General features: G+C 43.4%; 19 protein-coding genes. 9 read left to right on the top strand and 10 right to left on the bottom strand.

Annotated features, from left to right (window positions below; genetic code table 11):
* Positions 1 to 134: 134 nt before the first annotated feature.
* Complete coding sequence (locus tag LOZ91_RS13395; protein WP_005098003.1) at positions 135 to 1,310, bottom strand: thiolase family protein; 1,176 nt, start codon at positions 1,308 to 1,310, stop codon at positions 135 to 137.
* 110 nt (positions 1,311 to 1,420) lie between these two features.
* The gene (locus tag LOZ91_RS13390) at positions 1,421 to 1,942 is read right to left on the bottom strand and encodes a GspH/FimT family pseudopilin (protein WP_244783400.1); all 522 of its coding nucleotides are present in this window, start codon (positions 1,940 to 1,942) and stop codon (positions 1,421 to 1,423) included.
* A 375-nt stretch (positions 1,943 to 2,317) separates the two neighbouring features.
* Here LOZ91_RS13390 and omp38 point away from each other — a divergent pair, with 375 nt between their 5' ends.
* The gene (gene omp38, locus LOZ91_RS13385; protein WP_244783394.1) at positions 2,318 to 3,376 is read left to right on the top strand and encodes an outer membrane protein Omp38; all 1,059 of its coding nucleotides are present in this window, start codon (positions 2,318 to 2,320) and stop codon (positions 3,374 to 3,376) included.
* A 102-nt stretch (positions 3,377 to 3,478) separates the two neighbouring features.
* Positions 3,479 to 4,012: a peptidase C39 gene (locus LOZ91_RS13380; RefSeq protein WP_074383489.1), complete on the top strand. Its 534-nt coding sequence runs from the start codon at positions 3,479 to 3,481 to the stop codon at positions 4,010 to 4,012.
* A 52-nt stretch (positions 4,013 to 4,064) separates the two neighbouring features.
* On the opposite strand, the gene LOZ91_RS13375 is transcribed toward LOZ91_RS13380, so the two are convergent.
* The 3 genes from LOZ91_RS13375 to LOZ91_RS13365 all read right to left on the bottom strand — a co-directional run bounded on the left by LOZ91_RS13375 (position 4,065) and on the right by LOZ91_RS13365 (position 7,999).
* The gene (locus LOZ91_RS13375) at positions 4,065 to 5,528 is read right to left on the bottom strand and encodes an amino acid permease (RefSeq protein ID WP_005097999.1); all 1,464 of its coding nucleotides are present in this window, start codon (positions 5,526 to 5,528) and stop codon (positions 4,065 to 4,067) included.
* Positions 5,528 to 6,562, bottom strand: a complete 1,035-nt coding sequence (locus LOZ91_RS13370) for a methyltransferase (RefSeq protein WP_074383488.1) — start codon at positions 6,560 to 6,562, stop codon at positions 5,528 to 5,530. Before LOZ91_RS13370 ends, LOZ91_RS13375 begins: the two co-directional genes overlap by 1 nt.
* A 66-nt stretch (positions 6,563 to 6,628) precedes the next feature.
* Positions 6,629 to 7,999, bottom strand: a complete 1,371-nt coding sequence (locus tag LOZ91_RS13365; protein ID WP_005097996.1) for a uracil-xanthine permease family protein — start codon at positions 7,997 to 7,999, stop codon at positions 6,629 to 6,631.
* 174 nt (positions 8,000 to 8,173) lie between these two features.
* On the opposite strand from LOZ91_RS13365, the gene typA reads away from it, so the two are divergent.
* Together typA and mscL are read left to right on the top strand one after the other, a co-directional pair.
* Positions 8,174 to 10,012, top strand: coding sequence for a translational GTPase TypA (gene typA / locus LOZ91_RS13360; RefSeq protein WP_005097994.1), 1,839 nt, complete (start codon positions 8,174 to 8,176; stop codon positions 10,010 to 10,012).
* A gap of 184 nt (positions 10,013 to 10,196) precedes the next feature.
* Entirely contained in the window at positions 10,197 to 10,637 is a 441-nt protein-coding gene (gene mscL / locus LOZ91_RS13355; protein ID WP_074383487.1) for a large conductance mechanosensitive channel protein MscL, read from the top strand.
* Positions 10,638 to 10,737: 100 nt separating this feature from the next.
* Here mscL and LOZ91_RS13350 read toward each other — a convergent pair whose 3' ends face one another.
* The gene (locus tag LOZ91_RS13350; RefSeq protein ID WP_004281718.1) at positions 10,738 to 11,022 is read right to left on the bottom strand and encodes a peptidylprolyl isomerase; all 285 of its coding nucleotides are present in this window, start codon (positions 11,020 to 11,022) and stop codon (positions 10,738 to 10,740) included.
* The gene (gene mutM, locus LOZ91_RS13345) at positions 11,019 to 11,879 is read right to left on the bottom strand and encodes a bifunctional DNA-formamidopyrimidine glycosylase/DNA-(apurinic or apyrimidinic site) lyase (protein ID WP_244783393.1); all 861 of its coding nucleotides are present in this window, start codon (positions 11,877 to 11,879) and stop codon (positions 11,019 to 11,021) included. Before mutM ends, LOZ91_RS13350 begins: the two co-directional genes overlap by 4 nt.
* A gap of 397 nt (positions 11,880 to 12,276) precedes the next feature.
* Here mutM and LOZ91_RS13340 point away from each other — a divergent pair, with 397 nt between their 5' ends.
* From LOZ91_RS13340 to LOZ91_RS13330, 3 genes are all read left to right on the top strand, one after another.
* Positions 12,277 to 13,542: a carbohydrate porin gene (locus tag LOZ91_RS13340; protein ID WP_244783391.1), complete on the top strand. Its 1,266-nt coding sequence runs from the start codon at positions 12,277 to 12,279 to the stop codon at positions 13,540 to 13,542.
* Positions 13,543 to 13,635: 93 nt separating this feature from the next.
* Positions 13,636 to 14,745, top strand: coding sequence for an NADH:flavin oxidoreductase/NADH oxidase (locus LOZ91_RS13335; protein ID WP_244783389.1), 1,110 nt, complete (start codon positions 13,636 to 13,638; stop codon positions 14,743 to 14,745).
* A 62-nt stretch (positions 14,746 to 14,807) separates the two neighbouring features.
* On the top strand, positions 14,808 to 15,734 hold the full coding sequence (locus LOZ91_RS13330; RefSeq protein WP_244783388.1) for an AEC family transporter: 927 nt from the start codon (positions 14,808 to 14,810) through the stop codon (positions 15,732 to 15,734).
* Between the two features lie 259 nt (positions 15,735 to 15,993).
* Here LOZ91_RS13330 and LOZ91_RS13325 read toward each other — a convergent pair whose 3' ends face one another.
* The gene (locus tag LOZ91_RS13325) at positions 15,994 to 16,791 is read right to left on the bottom strand and encodes a tetratricopeptide repeat protein (protein WP_244783386.1); all 798 of its coding nucleotides are present in this window, start codon (positions 16,789 to 16,791) and stop codon (positions 15,994 to 15,996) included.
* Between the two features lie 427 nt (positions 16,792 to 17,218).
* On the opposite strand from LOZ91_RS13325, the gene LOZ91_RS13320 reads away from it, so the two are divergent.
* Positions 17,219 to 17,464 carry a hypothetical protein gene (locus tag LOZ91_RS13320; RefSeq protein ID WP_074383483.1) on the top strand — a complete coding sequence of 82 codons (246 nt, stop codon included), beginning with the start codon at positions 17,219 to 17,221 and terminating at the stop codon, positions 17,462 to 17,464.
* Positions 17,465 to 17,516: 52 nt separating this feature from the next.
* On the opposite strand, the gene LOZ91_RS13315 is transcribed toward LOZ91_RS13320, so the two are convergent.
* Together LOZ91_RS13315 and LOZ91_RS13310 are read right to left on the bottom strand one after the other, a co-directional pair.
* Entirely contained in the window at positions 17,517 to 18,242 is a 726-nt protein-coding gene (locus tag LOZ91_RS13315) for a folate-binding Fe/S cluster repair protein (RefSeq protein ID WP_100357960.1), read from the bottom strand.
* 116 nt (positions 18,243 to 18,358) lie between these two features.
* Positions 18,359 to 20,476, bottom strand: a complete 2,118-nt coding sequence (locus LOZ91_RS13310; RefSeq protein ID WP_244783385.1) for a multicopper oxidase family protein — start codon at positions 20,474 to 20,476, stop codon at positions 18,359 to 18,361.
* A gap of 783 nt (positions 20,477 to 21,259) precedes the next feature.
* On the opposite strand from LOZ91_RS13310, the gene acnD reads away from it, so the two are divergent.
* Complete coding sequence (acnD, locus tag LOZ91_RS13305) at positions 21,260 to 23,875, top strand: Fe/S-dependent 2-methylisocitrate dehydratase AcnD (protein WP_244783384.1); 2,616 nt, start codon at positions 21,260 to 21,262, stop codon at positions 23,873 to 23,875.
* Positions 23,876 to 23,916: the final 41 nt, after the last annotated feature.

Below are 23,916 nucleotides of genomic sequence, written 5' to 3'. Positions count from 1 at the left end.
AAAAGCCTCCAATTGGAGGCTTTTTGATTTCTAAAATTCCCCCTCCTTTATTAAAGGATGAGGAACGATGTTCCGCAAGAGGGAAGGATTTATAAAATCCCTCTAAATCTCTTTTTTAAAAGGGAGGCTTTTAATTAAAGCAACTCAATCGCCACAGCAGTCGCTTCACCGCCACCGATACAAAGTGCAGCAATACCACGTTTACCACCGGTACGTTTCAGCGCATGAATCAAAGTCAGGATAATACGTGAACCGGTTGAACCGACAGGATGACCCAGGGCACAGGCACCGCCATTAATATTGACTTTTTCAGGATCAAGCTTGAATTCATCCATTGGACACATGGTCACCATGGCAAAGGCTTCATTGATTTCCCAGAGGTCGACATCTTGAGCATTCCAACCTGCTTTATCGAGAACCTTTTGAATTGCACCCACTGGCGCTATGGTAAATTCAGAAGGATGCTGTGAATTTGAAGCATAGGCAACAATTTTGGCCAAAGGATTTAAACCTTTTGCTGCGGCATGATCCGCTGAGCTAATCACCAGAGCTGATGCACCATCAGAAATTGAGCTGGCATTGGCAGCGGTAATGGTGCCGTCTTTGGCAAAGGCTGGACGCAGGGTTGGAATTTTATCAATATTGGCATTGAAGGGTTGTTCATCTTTATCAACAACCACATCACCTTTGCGTGTTTTTACCGTAACTGCTACGATTTCATCAGAAAAATAGCCTTCATTCACAGCAGTTTGTGCACGTTTCAATGAGCGAATGGCGAAATCATCCATCTGTTCGCGAGTATAGCCTTTGGTATTTGCCATATCTTGGGCAAATGAACCCATCAAACGACCTGTCTCAGCATCTTCAAGACCATCTAGGAACATATGATCTTTAATTTCGCCATGTCCCATGCGGAAGCCGCCGCGCGCTTTCGGCAATACATAAGGCGCGTTGGTCATTGATTCCATCCCCCCTGCAACCACAATATTTGCAGAACCGGCTTTAATCATATCGGCTGCTTGCATCACCGCTTTCATGCCAGAACCACAGAGTTTGTTAATGGTCACAGCACCCGTTGAATCCAGAAGGCCGGCTTGACGCATCGCTTGACGGGCAGGACCTTGTTTCAAACCCGCAGGAAGGACACAACCCATAATGACTTCTTCAATATCTGCTGCTTGTAAGCCTGCGCGAGCAATCGCTTCTTTTATTGAAGCCGCACCCAGTTCAGGTGCAGTTACACTGGCAAGGCTACCCTGAAAGCCACCCATGGCTGTGCGTGCACCATTGACAATTACGATATCAGTCATTGTTATATCTCCGTATGAGTTTTAATCAATTTTTCAAACATAAGCAGTATATTGAAAAAAACTCAGGATTGAAGCGCTAATCGCAGTCAATCATAAACTGCATAGTTCTGTTAGCAAGAAGGGAGACTTTCTACCCGGATATGTCCCATTTTACTCAGTACAATACGCTGCTGGCTGGAAAGTTGAGCAGAACAATAATAGAAACTACCATTCGAACCAATCGGAAGGGCGGTATGTGCCTGATAAGTGACACTTGGTGAACTTAATGCGCCTCGCCAACTCAGGTTGCCATATTTAAGATTTAGAGCATCAATGTGTAAAATTTGTTCGCCTGCATCGACTTGCCGGTTTTTATTTTTATCAATAAAGACCAGTATATTTTTATTCCATTGATTGGGGTGACAGCTGAGTGAATCCTGACTGGGACAGATCACAATATTCTGGTGAAACACGGCAGCCTGACTACGTGCATAACGGTTAAGCGCAGATAATTTGATAGGAATCTGTTTGGCTTCCTGTTTGGAACGATACTCATGAAAGTAAGGTAAAGCAATACTGGCTAAAATTGCAATCACTGCAATACAGATAATTAACTCAACAATAGTGAACGCTCTTGTTATTTTTTTATACATAGAGTTACCTGATTTATATATTATTTTTATAAGAAACATGTTATTAATTATGCGTTTTTTATGCTTTGTTGAGTGTGTAATTTGGTTGTTGCTCAAATTTCAAGAAAGCGATTAAAAAATAATTGGCAATCACAATAGGTCATTCAGAATAAAAAATTGAGTAAAAAATTACTGAATTACAACGGAAATTGTAAGTAATTTTGTCAATAATTTACTTGATTAAATTAATCAAGCACTTGGAAAAATAATAAAGTGTTTGTATGATGCCATGTGAATAGCTTAAGAATAAAACTGGGGTAATAAAAAGCCTATCTCAGGATGGCCTATTACGGGCTTGAGCTTGAACAACAATTGTTATCTCTGGAGGATAAATCCATGAAAATGAGTCGTATTGCTTTAGCTATGCTTGTAGCTGCACCTTTTGCTGCTGCAAATGCAGGCGTAACTGTTACTCCGTTGATGTTAGGTTATACATTCCAAGACACTCAGCACAACAATGGCGGTAACGATGGTGAGTTATTAGTTTCTAATCAAGGTGAAATGCAAGACGATTTATTCGTTGGTGCTGCGATTGGTGTTGAATTAACTCCATGGTTAGGTTTTGAAGCTGAATATAGCCAGGTTAAAGGCGATGTAGATTATGCAGCTCCTGGTGCAGAATACAAAGGTCAGAATATTGCAGGTAACTTCTATGCAACTTCTGATGTATTCACTGGTAACTATGACAGCAAAGTAAAGCCATATATGCTTTTGGGTGCGGGTCACTACAAATACGAATTTGAAGGTGTAGATCGCGGTACTCGTGGTAATGAAGAAGAAGGTACTCTAGGTAACGCAGGTGTCGGTGCATTCTGGCACATCAACGATGCCTTGGCACTACGTACTGAAGCTCGTGGTACTTACCACTTTGACGAAAAATTCTGGAACTATACAGCGCTTGCTGGTCTTAACGTAGTTCTAGGTGGCCGTCTGAAACCAGCTGCTCCAGTAGTAGAAGTTGCTCCAGTTGAGCCTGTAACTCCGGTTGCTCCAGCTCCACAAGAGTTGACTGAAGACCTGAACATGGAACTTCGTGTGTTCTTTGATACCAACAAATCAAACATCAAAGATCAATACAAACCTGAAATCGCGAAAGTTGCTGAGAAGCTAGTTGAATATCCAAACGCTACTGCTCGCATCGAAGGTCACACTGATAACACTGGTCCACGTGCACTAAACGAACGTTTGTCTCTGGCTCGTGCTAACTCTGTTAAATCTTCACTTGTGAATGAATACAACGTAGATGCATCTCGCTTGTCTACTCAAGGTTTCGCTTGGGATCAACCGATTGCTGACAACAACACTAAAGAAGGTCGTGCTATGAACCGTCGTGTATTCGCGACGATCACTGGTAGCCGTACTGTACTAGTTGAAGGTCAACAACAAGCTCAATAATTAATTATTGAATTGTTAAAAAAAAGCGGCTCCTATGAGCCGCTTTTTTTATATTTGAATTTTGACTACACTGAGTCATTAAAGATGTAATTGAGTGATAACATGGGTGTTGAAATTCCTGAAGATTTACAGAATCTGGAAGCCAATAGTGGAATTTTCTCGATCTGGATGATTTTCCATCATTATGGAATTGACCTGCATATTCCGGACTTGGTTCAGCTCTGTCGTCACAATCCGGAAATGGGAACTTCAACTATTGCCCTTGCAGTGGCTTTGCAGACGCTGGGACTGGATGTTGCTTTTTTTAGCGAATATGATGCAGATAAACAGCCAGTCGAGCTTGATTTTTATCAACAAGCACAGACACTTAAAATACCTGTTGAAGAGCGTGTGATCTCTTATGCAGAAATCCAGCAGCAGGTGGAAGCAGGCCGTTTCGTGATTGTTTTCTACGATACCTTAGAAGGGGTCGGTAATCATTCATTGATCTATGCAATAGATGAACATGAGATCAGTTTCTTTGACAGTTTTGATGCGATGCCGGCAGATGTATTCGAGCAGCAGCGTCAGGCAGAGGGGATCTGTCAGCAAGTGATTGTGATTGATGACCGTAATTTTGTCATGCGGCATAACTAATCTAAGAAATTAAAAAATCAGCCCGTAGACTGATTTTTTAATTTATGATGGTTTATTCCTGATCAAGTTTCATAGGTTGTACATCCATCTCTTGATAAGACACCAGTTTGGATTTTTTCTTCCATTTGTATCCGAACCAGATTGCCAAGAACAATGGAATACTGATATAGGTCGAGAGAACCCCCATCCATTGACCTGCCAGAACATCCTGATAGTTTTGACCAAGGACGACAATCGCACAGAGAATAAAAGCAAACCAAGGAGCAAAGGGGAAGAACTTGGCGCGATAAGCCAGATCTTCCAGTTTGTAGCCTTGAGCCAAGTAACCTTTGCGGAAGCGATAGTGTGAAATCGCAATCCCGAGCCAGACAATAAAGCCGCACATGCCCGACATATTGAGTAGCCAGTTAAAGACTTCCTGTTCACCGAAGAAGGTGGTCAGGAAACACAGTGCTGCGATCGCAGTGGTGGCATACAGGGCATTCATCGGTACACCACGTGGATCCAGACGGCCAAACAGTTTTGGCGCACTACCTTTACGTGCCATATCAAATAGCATGCGTGTAGATGAATACATGCCTGAGTTACCCGCAGACAGAATGGCTGTCAAAATCACCGCATTCATAATGCTCGCAGCAAAGGCAAAGCCGGCCTTTTCATAGAGCAGGGTAAAAGGAGAAAGCGCAATATTGTCGGTCGCAGCCGCCTGTAATAAGCGTGGGTCATTGTAGGCAATTAATGTGCCGATAATGAAAATACACACGATATAAAATAACAGGATACGCCAGAAAATCTGCTTGATTGCCACCGGAATGGTTTTCTTTGGATCTTTCGATTCGCCCGCAGCCACCCCGACCATTTCGGTTCCCTGAAAGGAGAATCCGGCAATCATCGCCACGCCAATTAAGGCTTGGAAACCACCGACAAAAGGTGCGTCACCAATACTCCAGTTGGCAAATGCTTCTGCGCCTGGGGTCAGCATAATCTTCACGATCATCCAGATACCGATAATGATAAAGGCAATAATCGCGACAACTTTCACCAGAGAGAAGAAGAATTCAGATTCACCAAAGCCTTTAACTGTCAGGGCATTAATCCCAAAAATAATGGCCAGGAAAATTGCACTCCAATAAACACCAGGAATATCGGGAAACCAGAATTTCATGATGAACTGAACGGCAACCAGCTCAAAAGCTACGGTAATGGCCCAGTTGTACCAGTAGTTCCAGCCCAAAGCGAAACCAAAACCGCCCTCGACATATTTAGTGCCATAAGTGAAAAATGCACCCGAGGTAGGATTATGCGTAGCGAGTTCGCCCAAACTGGTCATCAAGAAATAAATCATGACACCAATCAGTGCATAAGCAAGTAGTGCTCCGCCTGGCCCGGCATTGGCAATGGTCGCACCCGAGGCCAGGAATAGACCTGTACCGATGGATCCGCCAATGGCGATCATATTCAGATGACGAGCACCCAGCTTACGCTGCAGCTGCATCGTATTTTGCGTTTCGCTCATCACGATTCCTTAACATTTTTTTGTGTGCTAGCGAACAGCACTTTAAAGCCTTGTTGATCCGCTTTCACTGTGCAGCGACCAAAGTTTTGTTCAATCAGGGTCGGGTAGTTTAAGAAACGGTTGGCCACGATCCAAAGCTCGCCACCTGATTTTAAATGACGACGCGAAGTTTTACACAAGGTTTCGCTGGCCGTGTAATCGGTCTCGATTCCCATATGAAAAGGCGGATTACTGACAATGGCATGCAAGAACAAGGGTGCATCAGCAATGCCAGTGACCGCTTTAATTTCGATCTGTTCAGGGCTAAGCTGGTTTTCATCAAAGGTCATTTGGGTGGAGGCCAGCGCAAAGGCATCCACATCCATGGCGAAAATCCGGTTTTTCGGATTCAACTTTGCCAGATACGCACTAATCACACCTGCGCCACAACCAAAGTCAGCGATTTTACCCGAGGTAACTTGTGACAAATAAGGTAATAAGGTGGCAGTCCCAATATCTAAACGGTTTTGACTAAACACGCCCGGCAGGGCACAAATATTCAGGTCACCATTCGGGGTCGAGACGCTATAACGCTGTGCCCAGTCTGCAAGTGATTTTTTCTCGACCGTGTGGTCTAGAACCAGTTGCCAAAGCTGGCAATGACGTGCGCTATCCAGTTTGAGGGTTTTACCATAAGGCTGCAACTGTTTGGCTGCACGCTCTATCCCGCCTTTCTTTTCACCAACCAGGAAAATACTGCTGCCCGGTTTAAGTTGTGCTGCCACATTATGCAGTAAATAATTGAGCAGTTCTTTAGACTTGGGTACAAAAATAACCGCCTGATCAAACTCAGCTTCAGGCATCTCTGCGCCAAAGTGGACATCTGCTTGTTGCGACTGGAAATATTGAAAATCATTAAAATTCCATGTCCAGACAGCGGGATTGATAGAGGCATCGAATTCAGCGAGTAGATCATCTGTCGGTGCATTAATGAGTAAGATGCGACCCGACAAAAAATCATATTGTCTTAATAAAACTTCGCTTTTAGGATCCATAGGTATCTCTCCAATATAAAGAACACTGCCTAAGTCTGACCTAGACAGTGTTCTTTGGACATGAAATTACTTCTTTGTTTCAGGAAGTACAACATTCAGAATAAGGGCAGCAATACCGCCAGTGGCAACGCCTGAGCTAAAGATATTACGGAATAACTCAGGAAGATGCTCAAGAATTTGTGGAACTTGTGCAACACCTAAACCCAGTGCCAGTGAAATCGCAATAATCAGCAGGGCACGGCGATCCAGATGTACGCCAGACAGAATATTAATGCCGGAAGCTGCTACTGCACCAAACATCACCATCACTGCACCACCCAGTACCGCTTGCGGAACCGCCTGGATAATCCCGGCAACCGCAGGCAGCAAACCCAGAATGATCAGTAAAGCAGCAATCCAGATGCCGACATAACGGCTCGCTACACCCGTCAACTGAATCACACCGTTATTTTGTGCAAATACCGAACTTGGGAAGGTGTTAAAAATACCGGCAAGGAATGAATTGGCACCGTTAACCAATACACCGCCTTTAATGCGTTGCATCCATTTTGGCCCATCGACTGGCTGGTTAGAAAGCTTTGAGGTCGCCGTGATATCGCCAATCGCTTCTAAAGAGGTCACCAGATAAATGAATGCCATCGGAATAAACAGGCTCCAGGAGAAGCTTAAACCGAAATGCATTGGAGTTGGAATCTGTACCAGTGGGGCATCTTTTAAGCCAGAAAAATCCAGATGGCCCATAAAGCCGGCCAGGATATAACCACAAACCAAAGCAATCAAAATGGCAGAACTTTTTACCCAGGTAATCCGGATACGGTTCAGGATAATGATCAGCGCCAAGACTGTGCAGGACATGATCAGGTTGTCTGCATTGGCAAAAGTTTTATCGCTCATGGCCTGATAACCACCGCCCATACTGATTAGACCTTCTTTAATTAAGGTTAAACCAATCAGAAGGACGACAATCCCGGTCACCAAAGGGGTAATCAGTTTTTTTATCCAAGGCAGAATCTGGGACACGCCCATTTCAATAAATGCACCTGCAATCACCACACCAAAAATTGCTGCCATGACTGACTCAACTGGCGTACCGGCAGCAACCATGGCTGAACCAATACCAATAATTGGGCCGATAAAGTTAAAGCTGGTTCCCTGAACAATCAACAGACCGGCACCAAAAGGTCCGACTTTTTTAGACTGTAAAAAAGTCGCGATACCTGAGATCACCAGGGACATGGACAAAATCATGTTGGTGTCTTCTTTGGATACCCCCAGTGCCAGACAAATTAGCAAGCCAGGGGTCACGATCGGGACAATAATTGCCAATAAATGTTGGAATGCAGCTAAAAAAGCAATAAATGGTTTTGGACGATCATCCAGACCATATACCAGGTCGAGTTGATCTTTAGGAGGAGGAGATTGATTAAAATCAGACATGTGTCAATGCAAATTAAGGCAGGGTGGCGCTATTCTAATCGAGTTACACGCCTTTACAAAATCAAAAAAAGCCCATCTCCTTAAAAAAAGTTGAGGAGTGTGGTAACAGTGACTATAAAAGTTTTGTATTTTTCTGTATAATTTGCCCTCAAATTACATACGCATTGAATTTACATGTCAGATATTAAAACTCTCCGTAACATCGCCATTATTGCGCACGTCGATCATGGTAAAACCACTCTTGTAGACAAACTTTTGCAACAATCAGGTGCTCTCGGTGATCGCGCGGGTGAGATTGAGCGTGTCATGGATTCTGGCGCTATCGAAAGTGAACGTGGTATTACCATTCTTGCAAAAAACACTGCAATTAAATGGACGGATGCACGTACCAATACTGAATATCGCATTAACATCGTGGACACCCCGGGACACGCCGACTTCGGTGGTGAAGTTGAACGTGTAATGTCGATGGTTGACTGCGTACTTCTTCTTGTCGATTCACAAGAAGGCCCGATGCCACAAACACGTTTCGTAACGCAAAAAGCGTTCGCACGTGGTTTGAAGCCAATCGTAATTATTAACAAAGTTGATAAGCCAAGCGCACGTCCAGACTGGGTGATTGACCAGGTATTCGATTTGTTCGATAACTTGGGTGGTTCTGACGAACAGTTAGACTTCCCGGTCGTTTATGCATCTGGTCTTCGTGGTGTGGCGGGTCCTTCTCCAGAAGAACTTGCTGACGACATGACGCCATTGTTCCAAACAATTGTAGACATCGTTGAACCGCCAGCAGTTGACGTTGATGGTCCATTCCAAATGCAAGTGTCTTCACTTGACTATAACAGCTTCGTAGGCGTTATCGGTGTTGGTCGTATTCAACGTGGTTCAGTTAAATTGAACACACAAGTGACTGTAATCGATAAAGAAGGCAAAACACGTAACGGTCGTATCTTAAAAATCATGGGTTATCATGGTTTAGACCGTGTGGACATCGAAGAAGCCAATGCAGGTGATATCGTTTGCGTAACGGGTATTGATGCATTGAACATTTCTGACACGATTTGTGATCCGAAAGCTGTTGAAGCGCTTCCACCGCTTTCTGTAGATGAACCTACAGTCACAATGACATTCCAGGTAAACAACTCACCGTTTGCTGGTAAAGAAGGTAAATTCGTAACTTCACGTAACATTCGTGAGCGTCTAGATCGCGAATTGATCCACAACGTCGCATTACGTGTTGAAGACACTGACAGTCCTGACCGTTTCAAAGTGTCTGGCCGTGGTGAACTTCACCTTTCAGTTTTAATTGAGAACATGCGCCGTGAAGGCTTCGAGATGGGTGTATCTCGTCCGCAAGTCATCTTGAAAGAAATTGACGGTCAAATGCAAGAACCGTACGAAAACGTGACGTTTGACGTTGAAGAACAGCACCAAGGTTCTGTAATGGAGCAAATGGGCAGCCGTAAAGGCGAGATGACCAATATGGAAGTTGACGGTAAAGGCCGTATCCGTATTGAAGCAACTGTTCCTTCACGTGGCCTGATCGGTTTCCGTTCTGAATTCATGACGATGACTTCAGGTACGGGTATCATGACATCAAGCTTCTCGCATTATGGTCCAATGAAACAAGGCCAAGTTGCGAAACGTCAAAACGGTGTGTTGATCTCTATGGTTCAAGGTACTTGCCTGGGCTATGCATTGTTCACATTACAAGACCGTGGTCGTCTATTCGCTAAGCCTCAGTTAGAAGTTTACGAAGGTATGATTATTGGTATTAACTCACGTTCTGACGACATGACTGTGAACCCGACTAAGGCAAAACAGTTAACCAACGTACGTGCATCTGGTACTGATGAAGCATTAACACTTGTTCCTGCAGTTGAATATACGCTTGAACAAGCGCTTGAATTCATTGAAGATGACGAACTAGTTGAAGTAACACCGAAGTCAATCCGTATCCGTAAGCGTTATTTGACTGAAAACGAACGTAAACGTAACCGTTCAGGTAAATAATCTGTAGATTATTGATCTAAGATTCCTAAAGCCGCAATCTTTTCAAAGATTGCGGCTTTTTTTGTATTAAAATTTTAACTAGAACGATAAATCTTATAAAAAACATCACCTTATGTGAAAATGAAATCACTTATAATTAATGTATAATTCATCACAAACTTTAAAATGAATTATTGGAGAAAAAATGAGTATTATTCAAGAATTTAAAGAGTTTGCTGTCAAAGGCAATGTGATGGACCTCGCGGTCGGTGTTATTATTGGTGGAGCATTTGGTAAAATTATTGATTCTTTTGTAAAAGATATCATCATGCCAATCGTTAGCTGGATTTTAGGTGGTGATGTTGACTATTCTAACTGGTTCCTGGTACTGGGTGATAATCCTAATAATGTCACTTCTTTGACAAATGCACAGGCTGAAGGCCTGAATGTATTTGCTTATGGTAACTTCCTAACGATTCTGATTAATTTCCTGTTGTTGGCATGGGTGGTATTCTTACTGGTGAAAATGATGAATAAACTTCGTCGTAAACAGGCAGAAGAAGCACCTGCACCTGAAGCCACCCCTGAAGATATCGAATTATTGCGTGAAATTCGTGATGAATTGAAAAAACGTCCTGAAGCATAAGCGTTCTGACACAAATAAAAAACGGCGCCTCTTGTGCCGTTTTTTTAATCCTCCTAAATCCCCCCTTTTGTTAAAGGGAGGTGGGGAGAGATTTATAAGATTAAAAATCCATCCGGAACTTAATTTCTACCAAATGAAAACCAAACTGGCTTTTGACCGGACCATGTAAGACCCGTTCAGCAGCCGTAAACACCAGCTTATCAATGACAGGCACCAGTTGGCCTTTTTTTACTTCGCCCAGTTCTCCGCCACGCTTGGCAGAATTACAGGTTGAATATTGTTTGGCGATTTTATTAAAGTCAGCGCCACTCAAAATCTTCTTTTTAAGCTGCTCGGCAGTTTCTTTATCTTTAACCAGAATATGACGCACAATGGCTGTTTTCATGACTTTTCCCCTCGTACAGTTGCCAGTTTTTTGACAGGGAGTTGTATCTTTTTCAAAGGCTGACATTCTGGACAGAACACAGAAGCACGTTGTCCCAGTTTAATATTTTCAAGCGTGGTCTCACAGTTCACGCACATTTCCCCGGCACGACCATAGGCCAGCAGCGTTTGCTGAAAATAGCCATTTTCCCCCATGGCGTTGGTGTAATCCCGTAATGTCGACCCGCCTAAATCAATGGCCTGTTTTAATATGCGCTTGATTTCCAGCACTAATTTTTCGATCTGTGCCAAGCTTAAAGTCGAGGCGGGTTGTGCTGGATGAATGCCCATATTGAACAGACTTTCGGTTGCATAAATATTGCCGACACCTACCACCACATGGTTATCCATAATCGCAACTTTGGTGCCAACATTTTTATTTTTCAATTTTTCAAATAAATACTGAGAATTAAAATTTTCACTCAGGGGTTCTGGTCCCAGCGTATCAATCAGTTTGCTTTGTGACTGCGCATCCAGCCATAAAATACAGCCAAAACGACGCGGATCATGATAACGCAATTCAATATCATCAAACTGAATAATCAGATGATCATGTTTGCGTAATTCTTCAGTTGTTTCACACAAACGAAAGCTGCCAGACATGCCTAAATGCCAGAGCATGGTGTCGTGCTCAAACTCAGCCAGAATATATTTGGAACGGCGCGACAGGTTGAGTAATTTCTGCCCGACCAGCTTTTGTATATTTTCGGGAATGGGCCAGCGCAAACTTGACTGACGGATTTCAACCCGTTTTACACGTTGTTCTAACAAGGGTAATAAACTGGTTTTGGTGGTTTCTACTTCTGGTAATTCAGGCATAACACATCAGAGGCGAGGGAGATGCAGCTAATATTGGGCGAATTTACGGAGATTACAAGTCTTAATGGGGATGCAACCATTAGAAAATGACTGGGGATTTCATGTTTATTGGAGGTGTAAGAGCTTAAAGAATAAGCTGTTTTTTTGCATGTTTAGACCAAAAATTAAAGAAATAAAAGGAATGAAAAAATAAATAAATCCTAAGTTTTTGAAAAACATATAAATAATTTAACTATTTTGAAATAAAATTATATTTTTTGTATTAAGGCATAACTAAAAGTTTAATCAATAATAAAAAAAATAATAAGAATTTATAGGAAAAGTTATGTAAATTCATGCACCTAATAGCAATTTTAAAAACCTTGCTTGTTTTTCTCTCCGAATGTTTAGGTTTTACATGAAATATTTAGGTTTCGCTTTATTGCCATTAATGGCTGCCATGACAACCGCGCAGGCAGAATCTGCATTTGATCCGCAAGGTCAATATTTACTAGGGGGTTGGAATGGTCAACGTACAGAACTGGCTCAGCAAGGGATTAAATTTGAAGCCAATCTGCTAACTGATACAGCCTATCTTGCGGATGGTGGCCGGAATGCAGGCGCAGATCCATTAACTTCTGCCCAGTTATGGTTGGGAACTCAACTGGACCTGGAAAAACTGGCAGGATGGAACGGTGTCACGGTACGTGCTGCAATGAGTGCGCGCCAAGGCCAAAGTACGTCTATCCGTGATTTGCAAGATCCATCAGCGCCACAGATGGCCAATGCACAAGGTACGTTTGGGCGTGGCAATCAGGATAGCCGTCTGAGTGAACTTTCGATTGAAAAGAATTATAAAGAGCAAGGACTGAGTATTAAGGCTGGCCGTTTGGGTCTGGGCATGGACTTTAATGTGATGGCCTGTGACTTTGCCAGTACAGCATTTTGTGCTGCGCAGATGGGTAAATGGCAAGGCAATATCTGGATGAATACGCCAGTATCACAATGGGGTGCGCGTATAAAGCAGCAGCTAAACCCTGAACTTGCAGTACAAGTCGGTGTTTATGAGTTTAATCCGGACAATGGCAATGGTGCTAAAGAAGGTCAAGGCTGGAGTTTGGATACTAAGCATGCCGATGGCGTGACCATTCCAGCAGAAATTGTATGGACACCCAAATCACTCATCAATAACTTGCCGGGTAGCTACCGTGTGGGTGGGATGTACAATACTGCGGATGATCCAATCAATCAAAAAGATATTGTCACTGGCCAAGCTGAAGATCGTACCTTTGCAGGCTGGTTGGCCATCGAACAGCAATTAACTTCAACAGGTCAGGGGCGTCAGGGCCTGCATTCATTTGCCAATTTCACCTGGCATGACCGTGTAACCAATAAAGTCGATCATTCACAACAGCTTGGGGTGAAATATATTGGCCTGCTCGACAGTCAACCGAATGATATTTTGGGTCTGGCAGTTAACCGTGTGCACGTGAATAATCGCTTTGCAGAGTCGCGTCCAGCTTTCAATACCGATGCAGAATACAATATCGAACTCAACTATAGCTATAATGCAACAAAGTGGCTGATGCTACGTCCAAACCTGCAATATGTAGTCAATCCAGGGGCAACCAACAACGTAGATAATGCACTGCTACTTGGTTTAACCAGCCGCATCATCTTCTAAAAAGTGATCGTTCACGTTATAACTAAACAGGCTTTTTAAAGCCTGTTTTTTATTGCCCGATCATACTTCACATGAATAAAGAGGGATTGCCACGTGACATTATTATTTCAACCGCTAAAGTTTGGTTCATTATCACTCAGCAATAAAATTATTATTGCACCCATGTGTCAATATTCAGCCACAGATGAGGGTGAAATCACGTATTGGCATGAGCAGCAATGGGCGAATTATGCGCTCTCTGGCGCCGGACTCTGTATTGTCGAGGCGACTGCCGTACAACCAGAAGGTCGTATCAGTTATGCAGACCTGGGATTGTGGAATGATCAGCAAGCTGCCCAGATCAAAGCATTATTGGCCAAAGTTAAATCTATATCGCCAATGCCATTTGCTATTCAGCTTGCACATGCCGGACGTAAAGCCTCTACAGATAAACCATGGGCAGGTAGAGGCCAGTTTAAACCGGATGAGGCACATGGCTGGCAAACTGTTTCTGCCAGTGATCTTCCTTTTCAGACAGACGAACATCCTCCTAAAGCGCTGAATCAGGCAGAGATTGATCAGGTCATTGCAAACTTTGCAGAAAGTGCCAAACGCGCAGTTGATGCAGGCTTTGACCTGATTGAACTACATGCAGCACATGGTTATCTGTTACATCAGTTTATGTCGCCACTTTCCAATAAACGTGAGGATAAATATGGTGGTTCACTGGAAAACCGGATTCGCCTGACGCTGGAAGTATTGCAAGCGATGAAGGCAGCAGTTCCGGAAGATTATCCAATCGGAGTGCGTATTTCAGCAAGTGACTGGATGGAGCATGAGGATAGCTGGAATATTGATTCTTCGGTTGAACTCTCTAAAGCCCTCGAAGCGGTGGGTGCAGCTTATATTCATATTTCCAGTGCCGGTTTACATGTCAAACAGAACATTGATGTGAAACCGAACTATCAAGTACCTTTTGCAGATACCATCAAAAAAGCCGTCAATATTCCGGTGATTGCTGTAGGTTTAATTACCGAAGCAGAACAGGCAGAACATATTCTGCAAAAAGGGCAGGCTGATGCTATCGCTATTGCACGGGCGATTCTCTACGATCCACATTGGCCTTGGCATGCAGCTGCGGCACTTGAAGAAAAACTAAAGATTCCACCCCAATATCTTCGCAGTGCCCCGCATGGTCTAAACCATCTATTTGAGCCTTTTTAACAATCTTTTCTAAGCAGGAAGGTCGTATAATAGTCACTCATTGCAAATGAGGACGCTGCATTATGATTTTTGCGGTCATTGTGCCCATTTTTTTATTGTTGGCACTGGGTTATCTGACTGTAAAAAGTCAAGTGTTAGACAAAGAGCAAGTGGGTACAGTCGGTGCTTTTGTCATTAAAGTGGCGTTGCCTCTGCTGTTTTTCCAGTCTCTCGCCTCTAAAGACCTGCATGAAATCTGGTATTTTGAATACTTTGCGGTGTATAGCAGCGTAACTTTACTGCTCTATGGTAGCGGTTTCTGGATGATGCGCCGTTATTTTCAGAATACGCATTCGCAGAGTGCAGTATTGTCGCTGGGCGCCGCGATGTCGAATACCGGACTTATTGGTACGGCCGTGCTTAGTCTGTTAATCGGGCAGCAGGCCATGACTTATACTTCTCTGGTGGTCATCATTGAAAGTATGTTGCTGATTCCTTTGGTACTGGTCATGGCTGCGCTGGGAACACAGCATCAGGAAAATCTTGGCTCCATTTTTAAAAGTGTGGTGCTGACTTTAGTAACAAACCCCTTATTTATGGGGGTCGTACTGGGTATGGCCTGTGCGATTTTCCAGATTAAAATTCCGCTCTATATCGATCAGGTTTTTGCCTTGATCGGGCAGACAGCATCGCCATTGGCCTTGTTTGCAATTGGTGGCGGTATTGTGGGAATGAGCCTGAAATACGTTAATCTGCAAAGTTTCTATCTGGTGTTTTCTAACAACATTATGATGCCGCTGCTGATGTATCTTGGCCTCAGTCAATTGACCAGTTTAAGTCAGGAAATGGTTCATGCGGGTACTTTGATTGCTGCCTTACCGATGCCAACAATCTTCGGTATGTTGGGACAGGCCTATGGTTTAAATGATCGAGCCTTAACACCACTGCTGATGAGCACCATCACTGGTTTTATCGTGACCAGCGGCCTAATTGCCTTGTGGTGGGGATAGCTCATTCCAGGATTGATTCTCTCCTTATAAAAAGCCCCATATTGGCATTTTCTTTTTTAAATTCATGATTATATTTTACAGGTAGAAAAGTCAGCCGCAACTGTTTGAGGAATGCGGTGTATTGCACCGCAAGATTAAAAATGATTGTTTTTGCGACAAATTTACCAGTGGATGCTGGCTGACGAGTTTTGCGATGAGAGTATGGCTCCGCAAGATACCTTTCTTGCGAAGCTCCGCTTCTCATTGGGGCGAAACCAAATTAACTCTTTTTGGCAGGTATTTTTTTCTGCTCCGCCATCATTTTGTCTACTGCTGCCAAAGACTCTTTAGCCTGCGGAATATTTTGCTGTGCCAATGCAGCAAAGATTTTTTTCGCTTCAGGCAAGTTTTGCTGCATGATACTGCCATTGGCAAACATATTGCCGACTGCCATCAGGGCAGGGATATAGCCTTTTTTAGCCAGATCCTGAATACTGCTTAAACCTTGCTGAATCGGTTTTTCATCTTTGTTTTTAAAACCAGAGCTGATGTCATATAAGGCTTTGGCGTGAATCGCTTGCATATTACCTTTTGTGATTAATGGTTGCAGCTTTTGTAGTCCGATTTTATTTGAGGCAGGGGTATTTTCAGCAAATAACAGCACAGCTAGATCTACACTGGCATCATCAAAGTTGGCTGCTGAGGCATGTTCCAGATACTGTTTGGCTTTGCTTAAATCCTGCTTTAGTCCTAATGTACCCGCCGCATAATTTTTGCCCAGTACATAATTGGCCACAGGGTAACCTTTGCTGGCTGCCTGTTCATAGAGCTGGATGGCTTTTTTCTCGTCTTTGGCAGTGCCCTGGCCGGTCTGGGTTAAATAGCCTAAGTTATATATGGCTTGGGCATTTCCCTGACTAGCCAATTGATTTAAAGCGTCATAGGCGCCTTTGAAATTATTGGCTTTCACCATGGCTTCAATTTTTACAAACTGGGGGTCGGCCTGATCTTTTACAGTATTTGCCAGAGTGAATTGCGCAGAAACTGCAAGAACGGTAGCGAGTATTAACTTTTTCATGGTTTCTATAACCTTATTATTGCTGGCACCTAAGTCCTTGGTGCGGTTTTAATCATTTTCACTTACATCATAAAAGGATTTTGTGCTTTGTAAATATACAATTTGTCATTAGAGTTCTTTCATAAATCATTTTTTAATTATTATAAATGAAATTCTATCTTCTTGTCGGAGACTTGCGCAGCATGCTCCTCCTCCCGGAGGGAGAAGGGACGTTCAACCTCTATTTAAATATGAATAAAATTATCATTTCTTGAGTTATGAAAGGGATTTACTCAAAATAAATCATCAAATCAGGATATACCGATTTAACCAGATCACTGATCTGGATAACTTTCCTATCAATCATTCAGATATTGAAAGGATTACTTTGCTTAAAGGAACTTCTCTGGTTAAATCTCGGTTTAAATCAGCCTCCCAGGATTGAGCCATGTTTGTCAAAACGATTAAACGCCACTATGACAGAATTAACGTAGATGACACGATTGCGGATGAAGACAAGATTGACGCACTGCTGATGAAGCTCGGTGCAGAATTTTTGATTAGTCAGGAAGACCGGGTCTACACCTTTCAAAAAGGTGAATTAACCACAAAATTTGATGCCAAACATGCTCGTGCTTATCACTTCAAAGATTATGTGGTGAAAGATATGAATAAGCTGTTTCATGGTTTCTAAAACAAAAAAAGCCAAGAGTTAAGTCTTGGCTTTTTTAGGGCCTAAACCGGAATTATTGCGGACGTGCTACATCACCGCTCAAAGCTTCAGGAAGTTTCAGAACCTCTAGACCCAACTCGGCCAATGCGTCAGGTTTGGCTACGACCAAGGCTTTATAGCCATCCTTCAGACTGATGCTATTCACGACTTCAACATTGTTGTTGAGCTGAGTGCCGACTACAGGTGCTTCACCCGTCGCTTGAATCAGATGCAGCCAATGTTTTGGCTTGGCTTTAAACCATAAGCGTGCAATGACTTCCTGACCTAAGTAACAACCTTTGTCATAGTGAATGCTTTCACGTTGATGTAAGCGCAATTCCTGTGGTTGAAACAGGGTCGCAGTGGCCGCCTGAATCCAGGCCTGACCTGATTCAATGGCTTGCTGCTCCCAGGTCGCCACATCGGTTTCAGTCGCAACAAAGTCAGTATGAATATCATTGATCACAGGATAAACCGCACCGACCAGTTCCAGTTTCATTTTTGAAAAGGCACCAAATTTTTTAATATGATTCGCCAGTTCAGTGGCCTGATCGTCAGTACTTACAATTTCAAAGCTTTCCGGACTGAGCTTTTTAAGCCATAAGCCAAATTGAATACGGCCTTTCAAGCTACAGATCGCGGTATAACGTGTCTGGTTTTCAGCCAATGTTTCAGTATTCAAAGTCACCTGACCTTGAAGGAATTTTTGTGCATCAACACCATTCAGACTAAACAATGTAAAAGCAGGAGACGTTGCCATGATAAGCCCCAGTTTGAATACTATAAATCAATGCAGTTATTGTGCAGCAAGCATCAAATAGAGGCAAACAAAAAAGCCAACAATCTAAATCATCGGCTTTTATGGAATGATAATATTTAGTGGTGATGGCTAGCCGGTAATGGCGAATCACAAGGGAATTTACCGCCACAAATCCGAACATATTCCATCATGCCCTGATCTTCATGATCGAGAATATGACAATGCTGTACAAAATCACCTTCAAATTTCTTGTAATGGCTGCGGACAATTACCTGATACCCCTGTTTAACAAAGATTGTATCTTTAAACTGTCCTTTTAAGCCGCGGTATTGAATATCTTCCAGATTAGGATTTGGATCTACTGCCAGCGGAATATCGCTGACATCCTTACCCGTTGGATCCAGTACTTTTACAATCTGGAAGGGGTTCACATGGATATGATAAGGATGATTCAGGTTATTACTGCTAAGAATCCATTCATCAATTTGCCCAAATTCCAGTTTCCGTACATATGCACCTTCTACTGCATCCGCGCCAGTAAAGAGGTCACCAAAACTATAGATTCCCTCAATATCACTGTAACGGTAGCCAAACTTACCATTTGGACCAAAGCTGGCATCGAAGGTTGAGCGTTGTGGTGGACGGTTTTTTAAGCGATTTTCAATTTCAGTGGTCATCAGCGATGGATGGTCGATAAAGGCAGAAAGCTTTAACTGTGAGAGCTGGGTCTGAATTTCTTTGTTTAAGCCAATTTTCTGTGCCTGAGTTTGTAAAAACTGGGCTGGCGTTTGCGCTTTTAATTTACTCGCTTTGACATTCACCCATCCCAGTAGTTGGGCATTTAACGTATTACCCGGAGCGAGTTGAGGGGTAATTTGTCCGGATGTAGGGATGGTATTGATTTCATCATCAATGTTCAAGTTGGTGTCAAAAATACAGTATCTATTCGTGCTTGGGAAGGCGACCATCGCATCGTGACGGTAACCGGGTTGAAATATCGAGATTCTACGTGTCTGCACATGATCCATGGTTAAACCATCCTGAGCAATGGTATAGACCGGCAAGCTGGTGAGCTGATCAAAATCTGCTTTTTTGTCTTCTTCCTGAAATTCAGAACAAGCTTTAATGGTTTGTTCAGCGGTAAATTTTTGTGATTTTGGCAGTTCCTTAATAATAAGACCAAGGGTGTCGCGAACACCACCATGAATCATACGCCAGCGCTTAAACTGGTTTTGCTCAACTTGAATCTCGCCATGTACTTTACCATTAATCGAGGTGTAATAATGATTTGCTCCCCATGAATTAAAGGCATTCAGGCCTTGATAATCTTCCAGCATACCGACTTCACCAGCATCACAATTATTGAGATTGGTTGTACCTGCCGGGTGAGTGCATCGATACTGAATTTGCTGAAACAGGAGGATATTTTCATTAGAATAGCTGTTCTTGCCTTTATCTTTCCACAGAATATCCATGTCTCCCGTCGATGTGATTTTGCCATTCCTGACTTGAGGAATACGGTTGCCTTCTACGATTAATGGGCCAGCCATGCCGCTAGAGACCTGAATAGCCGTTGAACCATGTAGATGAGCGTGATACCAGTAAGTACCCGCAGGATGATTTGGTTCCATTTTGAATTGATAGTCAAATTTTTCCTGTGGTTTGAACTTCAGGAAAACATTGTCGCTATTGCCTTGCGGGCTGACCCAGAGGCCATGAGTGTGCAGATTGGTGGTATTAAAACAATGTGGGTCATTCGCATCGAGAATATGTTCTGGGCAGGTTGCTGTGGACTCCGTGGGCAGTTGGTTATTCAAATGCACAGAAAAGGTTTCTCCCTGTTTGACCCGAATCTGGGGCCCGACCAGCCGGTCTTCGACATATTCACCTGCTTTTTTCTTATTAAATAAACTGGGCTTGGTCACATAGCCACGGAGCACCAGTTGATCCCATGTTCCTTTTCTGGGGTTATACAACTTATCCGTTTTATACGCGATGATCAGTTCGTATTTGCCTTTGGCATTTTTCTGTAGCAATGGCGGATTACTGATCAGAGAATCCGGTGCAGTTGGGGCAGGTGGTGGCTGAGTCGGGTTGTTTGGGTTATAGGGGTTAGGAGGATTATTTGGATTTGAAGGGTTATAGGGGTTAGGAGGATTTTTAGCTCCATTCCAGTTTGATGCCAGTACGGCTATGACCGCTGCTATGACACCGATAATCGCAAGCTGTAACATCGTAATCACCTTTATCTACTTTTGTGATGAGTATTGTTGTTGTGAAGTAATTACTGTTTAGATTTACTTAATTGAGAGAAAAACTGTTATCACCAAATTAGGGGGAGGCAGATAAACGGTATGTCTAAAGTATTTTTTCTTTGGTGTTGAATGTGCTAATTTTTATGTAAATCTTTAATTATTCGATAATATTTATACATATTAAAATAGTTGTAAAATTTGTAAGAAAGTCTTACGAAAATTATGGAATTGAATCAGGACACAGCTTTTAAATGGTTCTATCGCTGAAATACGATGATTTTCGGAATTATTGTATAAGGATGTTTTGAAGATATGCTTAATATCCAGTTTTTATCAACAAGCCGCTTGCATATAAAGACCTAAATGTAAGAGAAGAGACTTATTTGGCTTTTAATAGTTGGCTTTTAATCGGTTATAGGGTCTATTCGCTGCTTAAAATACAGCTCATAAAAGTTGCATGAATATGAATAAAGCCTGTTTATTGCGCCTATATGTTGATTGTTTTTTATGCTGTTGTGAGTGTCTCATACTAAAGAATGAGATGAATTTTCTACGATTTTTCAAAAAAATAGAAGTTTAGAGCCAAAATTCTAAAGGCCAGATAACAAATTTATTAAAATAGACCGATTTCTATAATTAAACTATTGAAAATTATAAGATTTGGGAAATGGACTTTCGGCAGCGTACAATGCCTTGATTAAAAACAAGTCATCAATAAATTTTGATGTGCAAAAAAGAGTAATAAACGAGGGCAGGCAAGCTATGAACAACAACTACCGTAAACCGCTGCAATCCACCCAGCTGGAATATTATGACGTGCGTCAGGCCGTAGAAGATATTCAGCCAGGCGCATATGCCAAACTTCCTTATACCTCCAAAGTGCTTGCTGAGCAGCTGGTTCGTCGTTGTGATCCTGCCATTTTAGAACAGTCTTTGCGACAGCTGATTGAGCGTAAACAGGAACATGATTTTCCATGGTATCCGGCACGTGTGGTCTGTCACGACATCTTGGGACAAACGGCTTTGGTCGATCTTGCCGGCTTACGTGATGCAATTGCAGAACAGGGCGGTGACCCGGCTAAAGTCAATCCAGTGGTACCGACCCAGCTGATTGTCGATCATTCATTGGCAGTGGAATTTGGTGGTTTTGATCCGGATGCTTTTGAGAAAAACCGCGCGATTGAAGACCGTCGTAATGAAGACCGTTTTCATTTTATTGAATGGACCAAAACCGCGTTTGAAAATGTCGATGTGATTCCTGCCGGTAATGGCATCATGCACCAGATCAACCTGGAGAAAATGTCTCCGGTGATTCAAAACCGTGATGGCCTGGCATTCCCGGACACCTGTGTCGGTACAGATTCACATACCCCACATACTGATGCGCTTGGTGTGATCTCGATTGGTGTTGGTGGACTCGAAGCCGAAAACGTGATGCTGGGGCGTGCGTCTTGGATGCGTCTGCCAGATATTATTGGGGTGGAGTTTGTTGGTCAGCGTCAGCCGGGCATTACCGCAACCGATATTGTGCTCGCACTGACAGAATTCCTGCGTAAAGAACGTGTGGTCGGGGCATACTTAGAATTCTTCGGTGAAGGTGCCGACAGCATGTCAGTGGGTGATCGTGCCACGATTTCCAACATGACTCCGGAATACGGTGCAACCGCTGCGATGTTCTATATCGATCAGAACACCATTGATTATCTGACTTTGACTGGTCGTGAAGCAGAGCAAGTCAAACTGGTTGAAACTTATGCCAAAGAGATTGGTCTGTGGGCATCGGATATGACTCAGGCAGAATATCCACGTGTATTGCGTTTTGATCTTTCAACAGTAACCCGTAACATTGCTGGCCCATCCAATCCACATGCTCGTGTCTCGACATCTGACTTAAAAGAAAAAGGCATTGCCGGTGATCTAGAGGCTGCACGTGCGCAAGAAGCTGAAGGTTTAATGCCAGATGGCGCGGTGATTATCGCGGCGATTACGTCTTGTACCAATACCTCAAACCCGCGAAATACCGTGGCGGCAGGTTTGCTGGCGCGTAAGGCCAATGAACTCGGTTTAGTCCGTAAGCCTTGGGTGAAATCTTCTTTTGCACCGGGTTCTAAAGCAGCAGCGTTATATCTTGAAGAAGCTGGCGTACTCAAAGATTTAGAAAAACTGGGTTTTGGGATCGTGGCTTATGCCTGCACCACTTGTAACGGCATGTCGGGCGCACTAGATCCAAAAATTCAGCAAGAAATTATTGACCGTGACCTGTATGCCACAGCGGTATTGTCGGGCAACCGTAATTTCGATGGCCGTATCCATCCTTATGCGAAGCAGGCTTTTCTGGCATCTCCACCACTGGTGGTGGCGTATGCGATTGCCGGTACGATTCGTTTTGATATCGAAACGGATTCACTTGGTAATGACAAAGATGGCAACCCGATTTATCTAAAAGACATCTGGCCATCGGATGAAGAAATTGATGCACTGGTGAAAGAAGCAGTGAAGCCGGAACAGTTCCGTCAAATCTATATTCCGATGTTTGATTTGGGTGTGAATGAAAAGGCAGCAAGCCCGCTATATGACTGGCGTCCGCAAAGTACCTATATCCGCCGTCCGCCGTATTGGGAAGGTGCTCTCGCTGCACCACGTACCTTAGCCAATATGCGTCCACTGGCGATCTTGGGTGATAACATCACCACCGATCATTTGTCACCATCCAATGCGATTGTGCTCGACAGTGCTTCAGGCGAATACCTGAAAAAAATGGGCGTGCCTGAGGAAGACTTTAACTCTTATGCAACGCATCGTGGTGATCACCTGACCACACAACGTGCAACATTTGCCAACCCGAAACTGTTTAATGAAATGGTGGTGCGTTCAGACGGCAGCATCAAGCAGGGTTCGAAAGCACGTGTGGAGCCTGAAGGCGAAGTGATGCGGATGTGGGAAGCGATTGAAACCTACATGAACCGTAAACAGCCGTTGATCATTATTGCAGGTAAAGACTATGGTCAGGGTTCGAGTCGTGACTGGGCGGCGAAAGGTGTGCGTCTGGCGGGTGTAGAAGCGATTGTCGCAGAAGGTTTTGAGCGTATCCACCGTACCAACTTGGTCGGTATGGGGGTATTGCCGCTTGAGTTTAAGCCGGGTACGGATCGTAAGACTTTAGGTCTTGATGGTACGGAGCTGTATAGTGTGATTGGTAATATCGCGCCACGTTCGACTTTGACTTTGGTGATTGAGCGTTCAACCGATGATGGTAAGAACCAGATTATTGAAGTGCCTGTGACTTGCCGTCTGGATACTGAAGAAGAAGTGCATGTGTATGAAGCGGGTGGGGTGTTGCAACGCTTTGCACAGGACTTTTTAGAAGGGAATGTTTAAGAATCTCCCCTAACCCCTCTTTAATAAAGAGGGGAACTCCC

It is taken from the genome of Acinetobacter sp. F-1, assembly GCF_022869025.1.
In the GTDB taxonomy this organism is placed as follows: domain Bacteria; phylum Pseudomonadota; class Gammaproteobacteria; order Pseudomonadales; family Moraxellaceae; genus Acinetobacter; species Acinetobacter pseudolwoffii.
This window is presented reverse-complemented; position numbering and strand designations above follow the sequence as displayed.

Coding starts and splice junctions, on each gene's coding strand:
- LOZ91_RS13395 (WP_005098003.1), bottom strand. CDS start 1,310: ATGACTGATATCGTAATTGTCAATGGTGCACGCACAGCCATGGGTGGC.
- LOZ91_RS13390 (WP_244783400.1), bottom strand. CDS start 1,942: ATGTATAAAAAAATAACAAGAGCGTTCACTATTGTTGAGTTAATTATC.
- omp38 (WP_244783394.1), top strand. CDS start 2,318: ATGAAAATGAGTCGTATTGCTTTAGCTATGCTTGTAGCTGCACCTTTT.
- LOZ91_RS13380 (WP_074383489.1), top strand. CDS start 3,479: ATGGGTGTTGAAATTCCTGAAGATTTACAGAATCTGGAAGCCAATAGT.
- LOZ91_RS13375 (WP_005097999.1), bottom strand. CDS start 5,528: ATGAGCGAAACGCAAAATACGATGCAGCTGCAGCGTAAGCTGGGTGCT.
- LOZ91_RS13370 (WP_074383488.1), bottom strand. CDS start 6,562: ATGGATCCTAAAAGCGAAGTTTTATTAAGACAATATGATTTTTTGTCG.
- LOZ91_RS13365 (WP_005097996.1), bottom strand. CDS start 7,999: ATGTCTGATTTTAATCAATCTCCTCCTCCTAAAGATCAACTCGACCTG.
- typA (WP_005097994.1), top strand. CDS start 8,174: ATGTCAGATATTAAAACTCTCCGTAACATCGCCATTATTGCGCACGTC.
- mscL (WP_074383487.1), top strand. CDS start 10,197: ATGAGTATTATTCAAGAATTTAAAGAGTTTGCTGTCAAAGGCAATGTG.
- LOZ91_RS13350 (WP_004281718.1), bottom strand. CDS start 11,022: ATGAAAACAGCCATTGTGCGTCATATTCTGGTTAAAGATAAAGAAACT.
- mutM (WP_244783393.1), bottom strand. CDS start 11,879: ATGCCTGAATTACCAGAAGTAGAAACCACCAAAACCAGTTTATTACCC.
- LOZ91_RS13340 (WP_244783391.1), top strand. CDS start 12,277: ATGAAATATTTAGGTTTCGCTTTATTGCCATTAATGGCTGCCATGACA.
- LOZ91_RS13330 (WP_244783388.1), top strand. CDS start 14,808: ATGATTTTTGCGGTCATTGTGCCCATTTTTTTATTGTTGGCACTGGGT.
- LOZ91_RS13325 (WP_244783386.1), bottom strand. CDS start 16,791: ATGAAAAAGTTAATACTCGCTACCGTTCTTGCAGTTTCTGCGCAATTC.
- LOZ91_RS13320 (WP_074383483.1), top strand. CDS start 17,219: ATGTTTGTCAAAACGATTAAACGCCACTATGACAGAATTAACGTAGAT.
- LOZ91_RS13315 (WP_100357960.1), bottom strand. CDS start 18,242: ATGGCAACGTCTCCTGCTTTTACATTGTTTAGTCTGAATGGTGTTGAT.
- LOZ91_RS13310 (WP_244783385.1), bottom strand. CDS start 20,476: ATGTTACAGCTTGCGATTATCGGTGTCATAGCAGCGGTCATAGCCGTA.
- acnD (WP_244783384.1), top strand. CDS start 21,260: ATGAACAACAACTACCGTAAACCGCTGCAATCCACCCAGCTGGAATAT.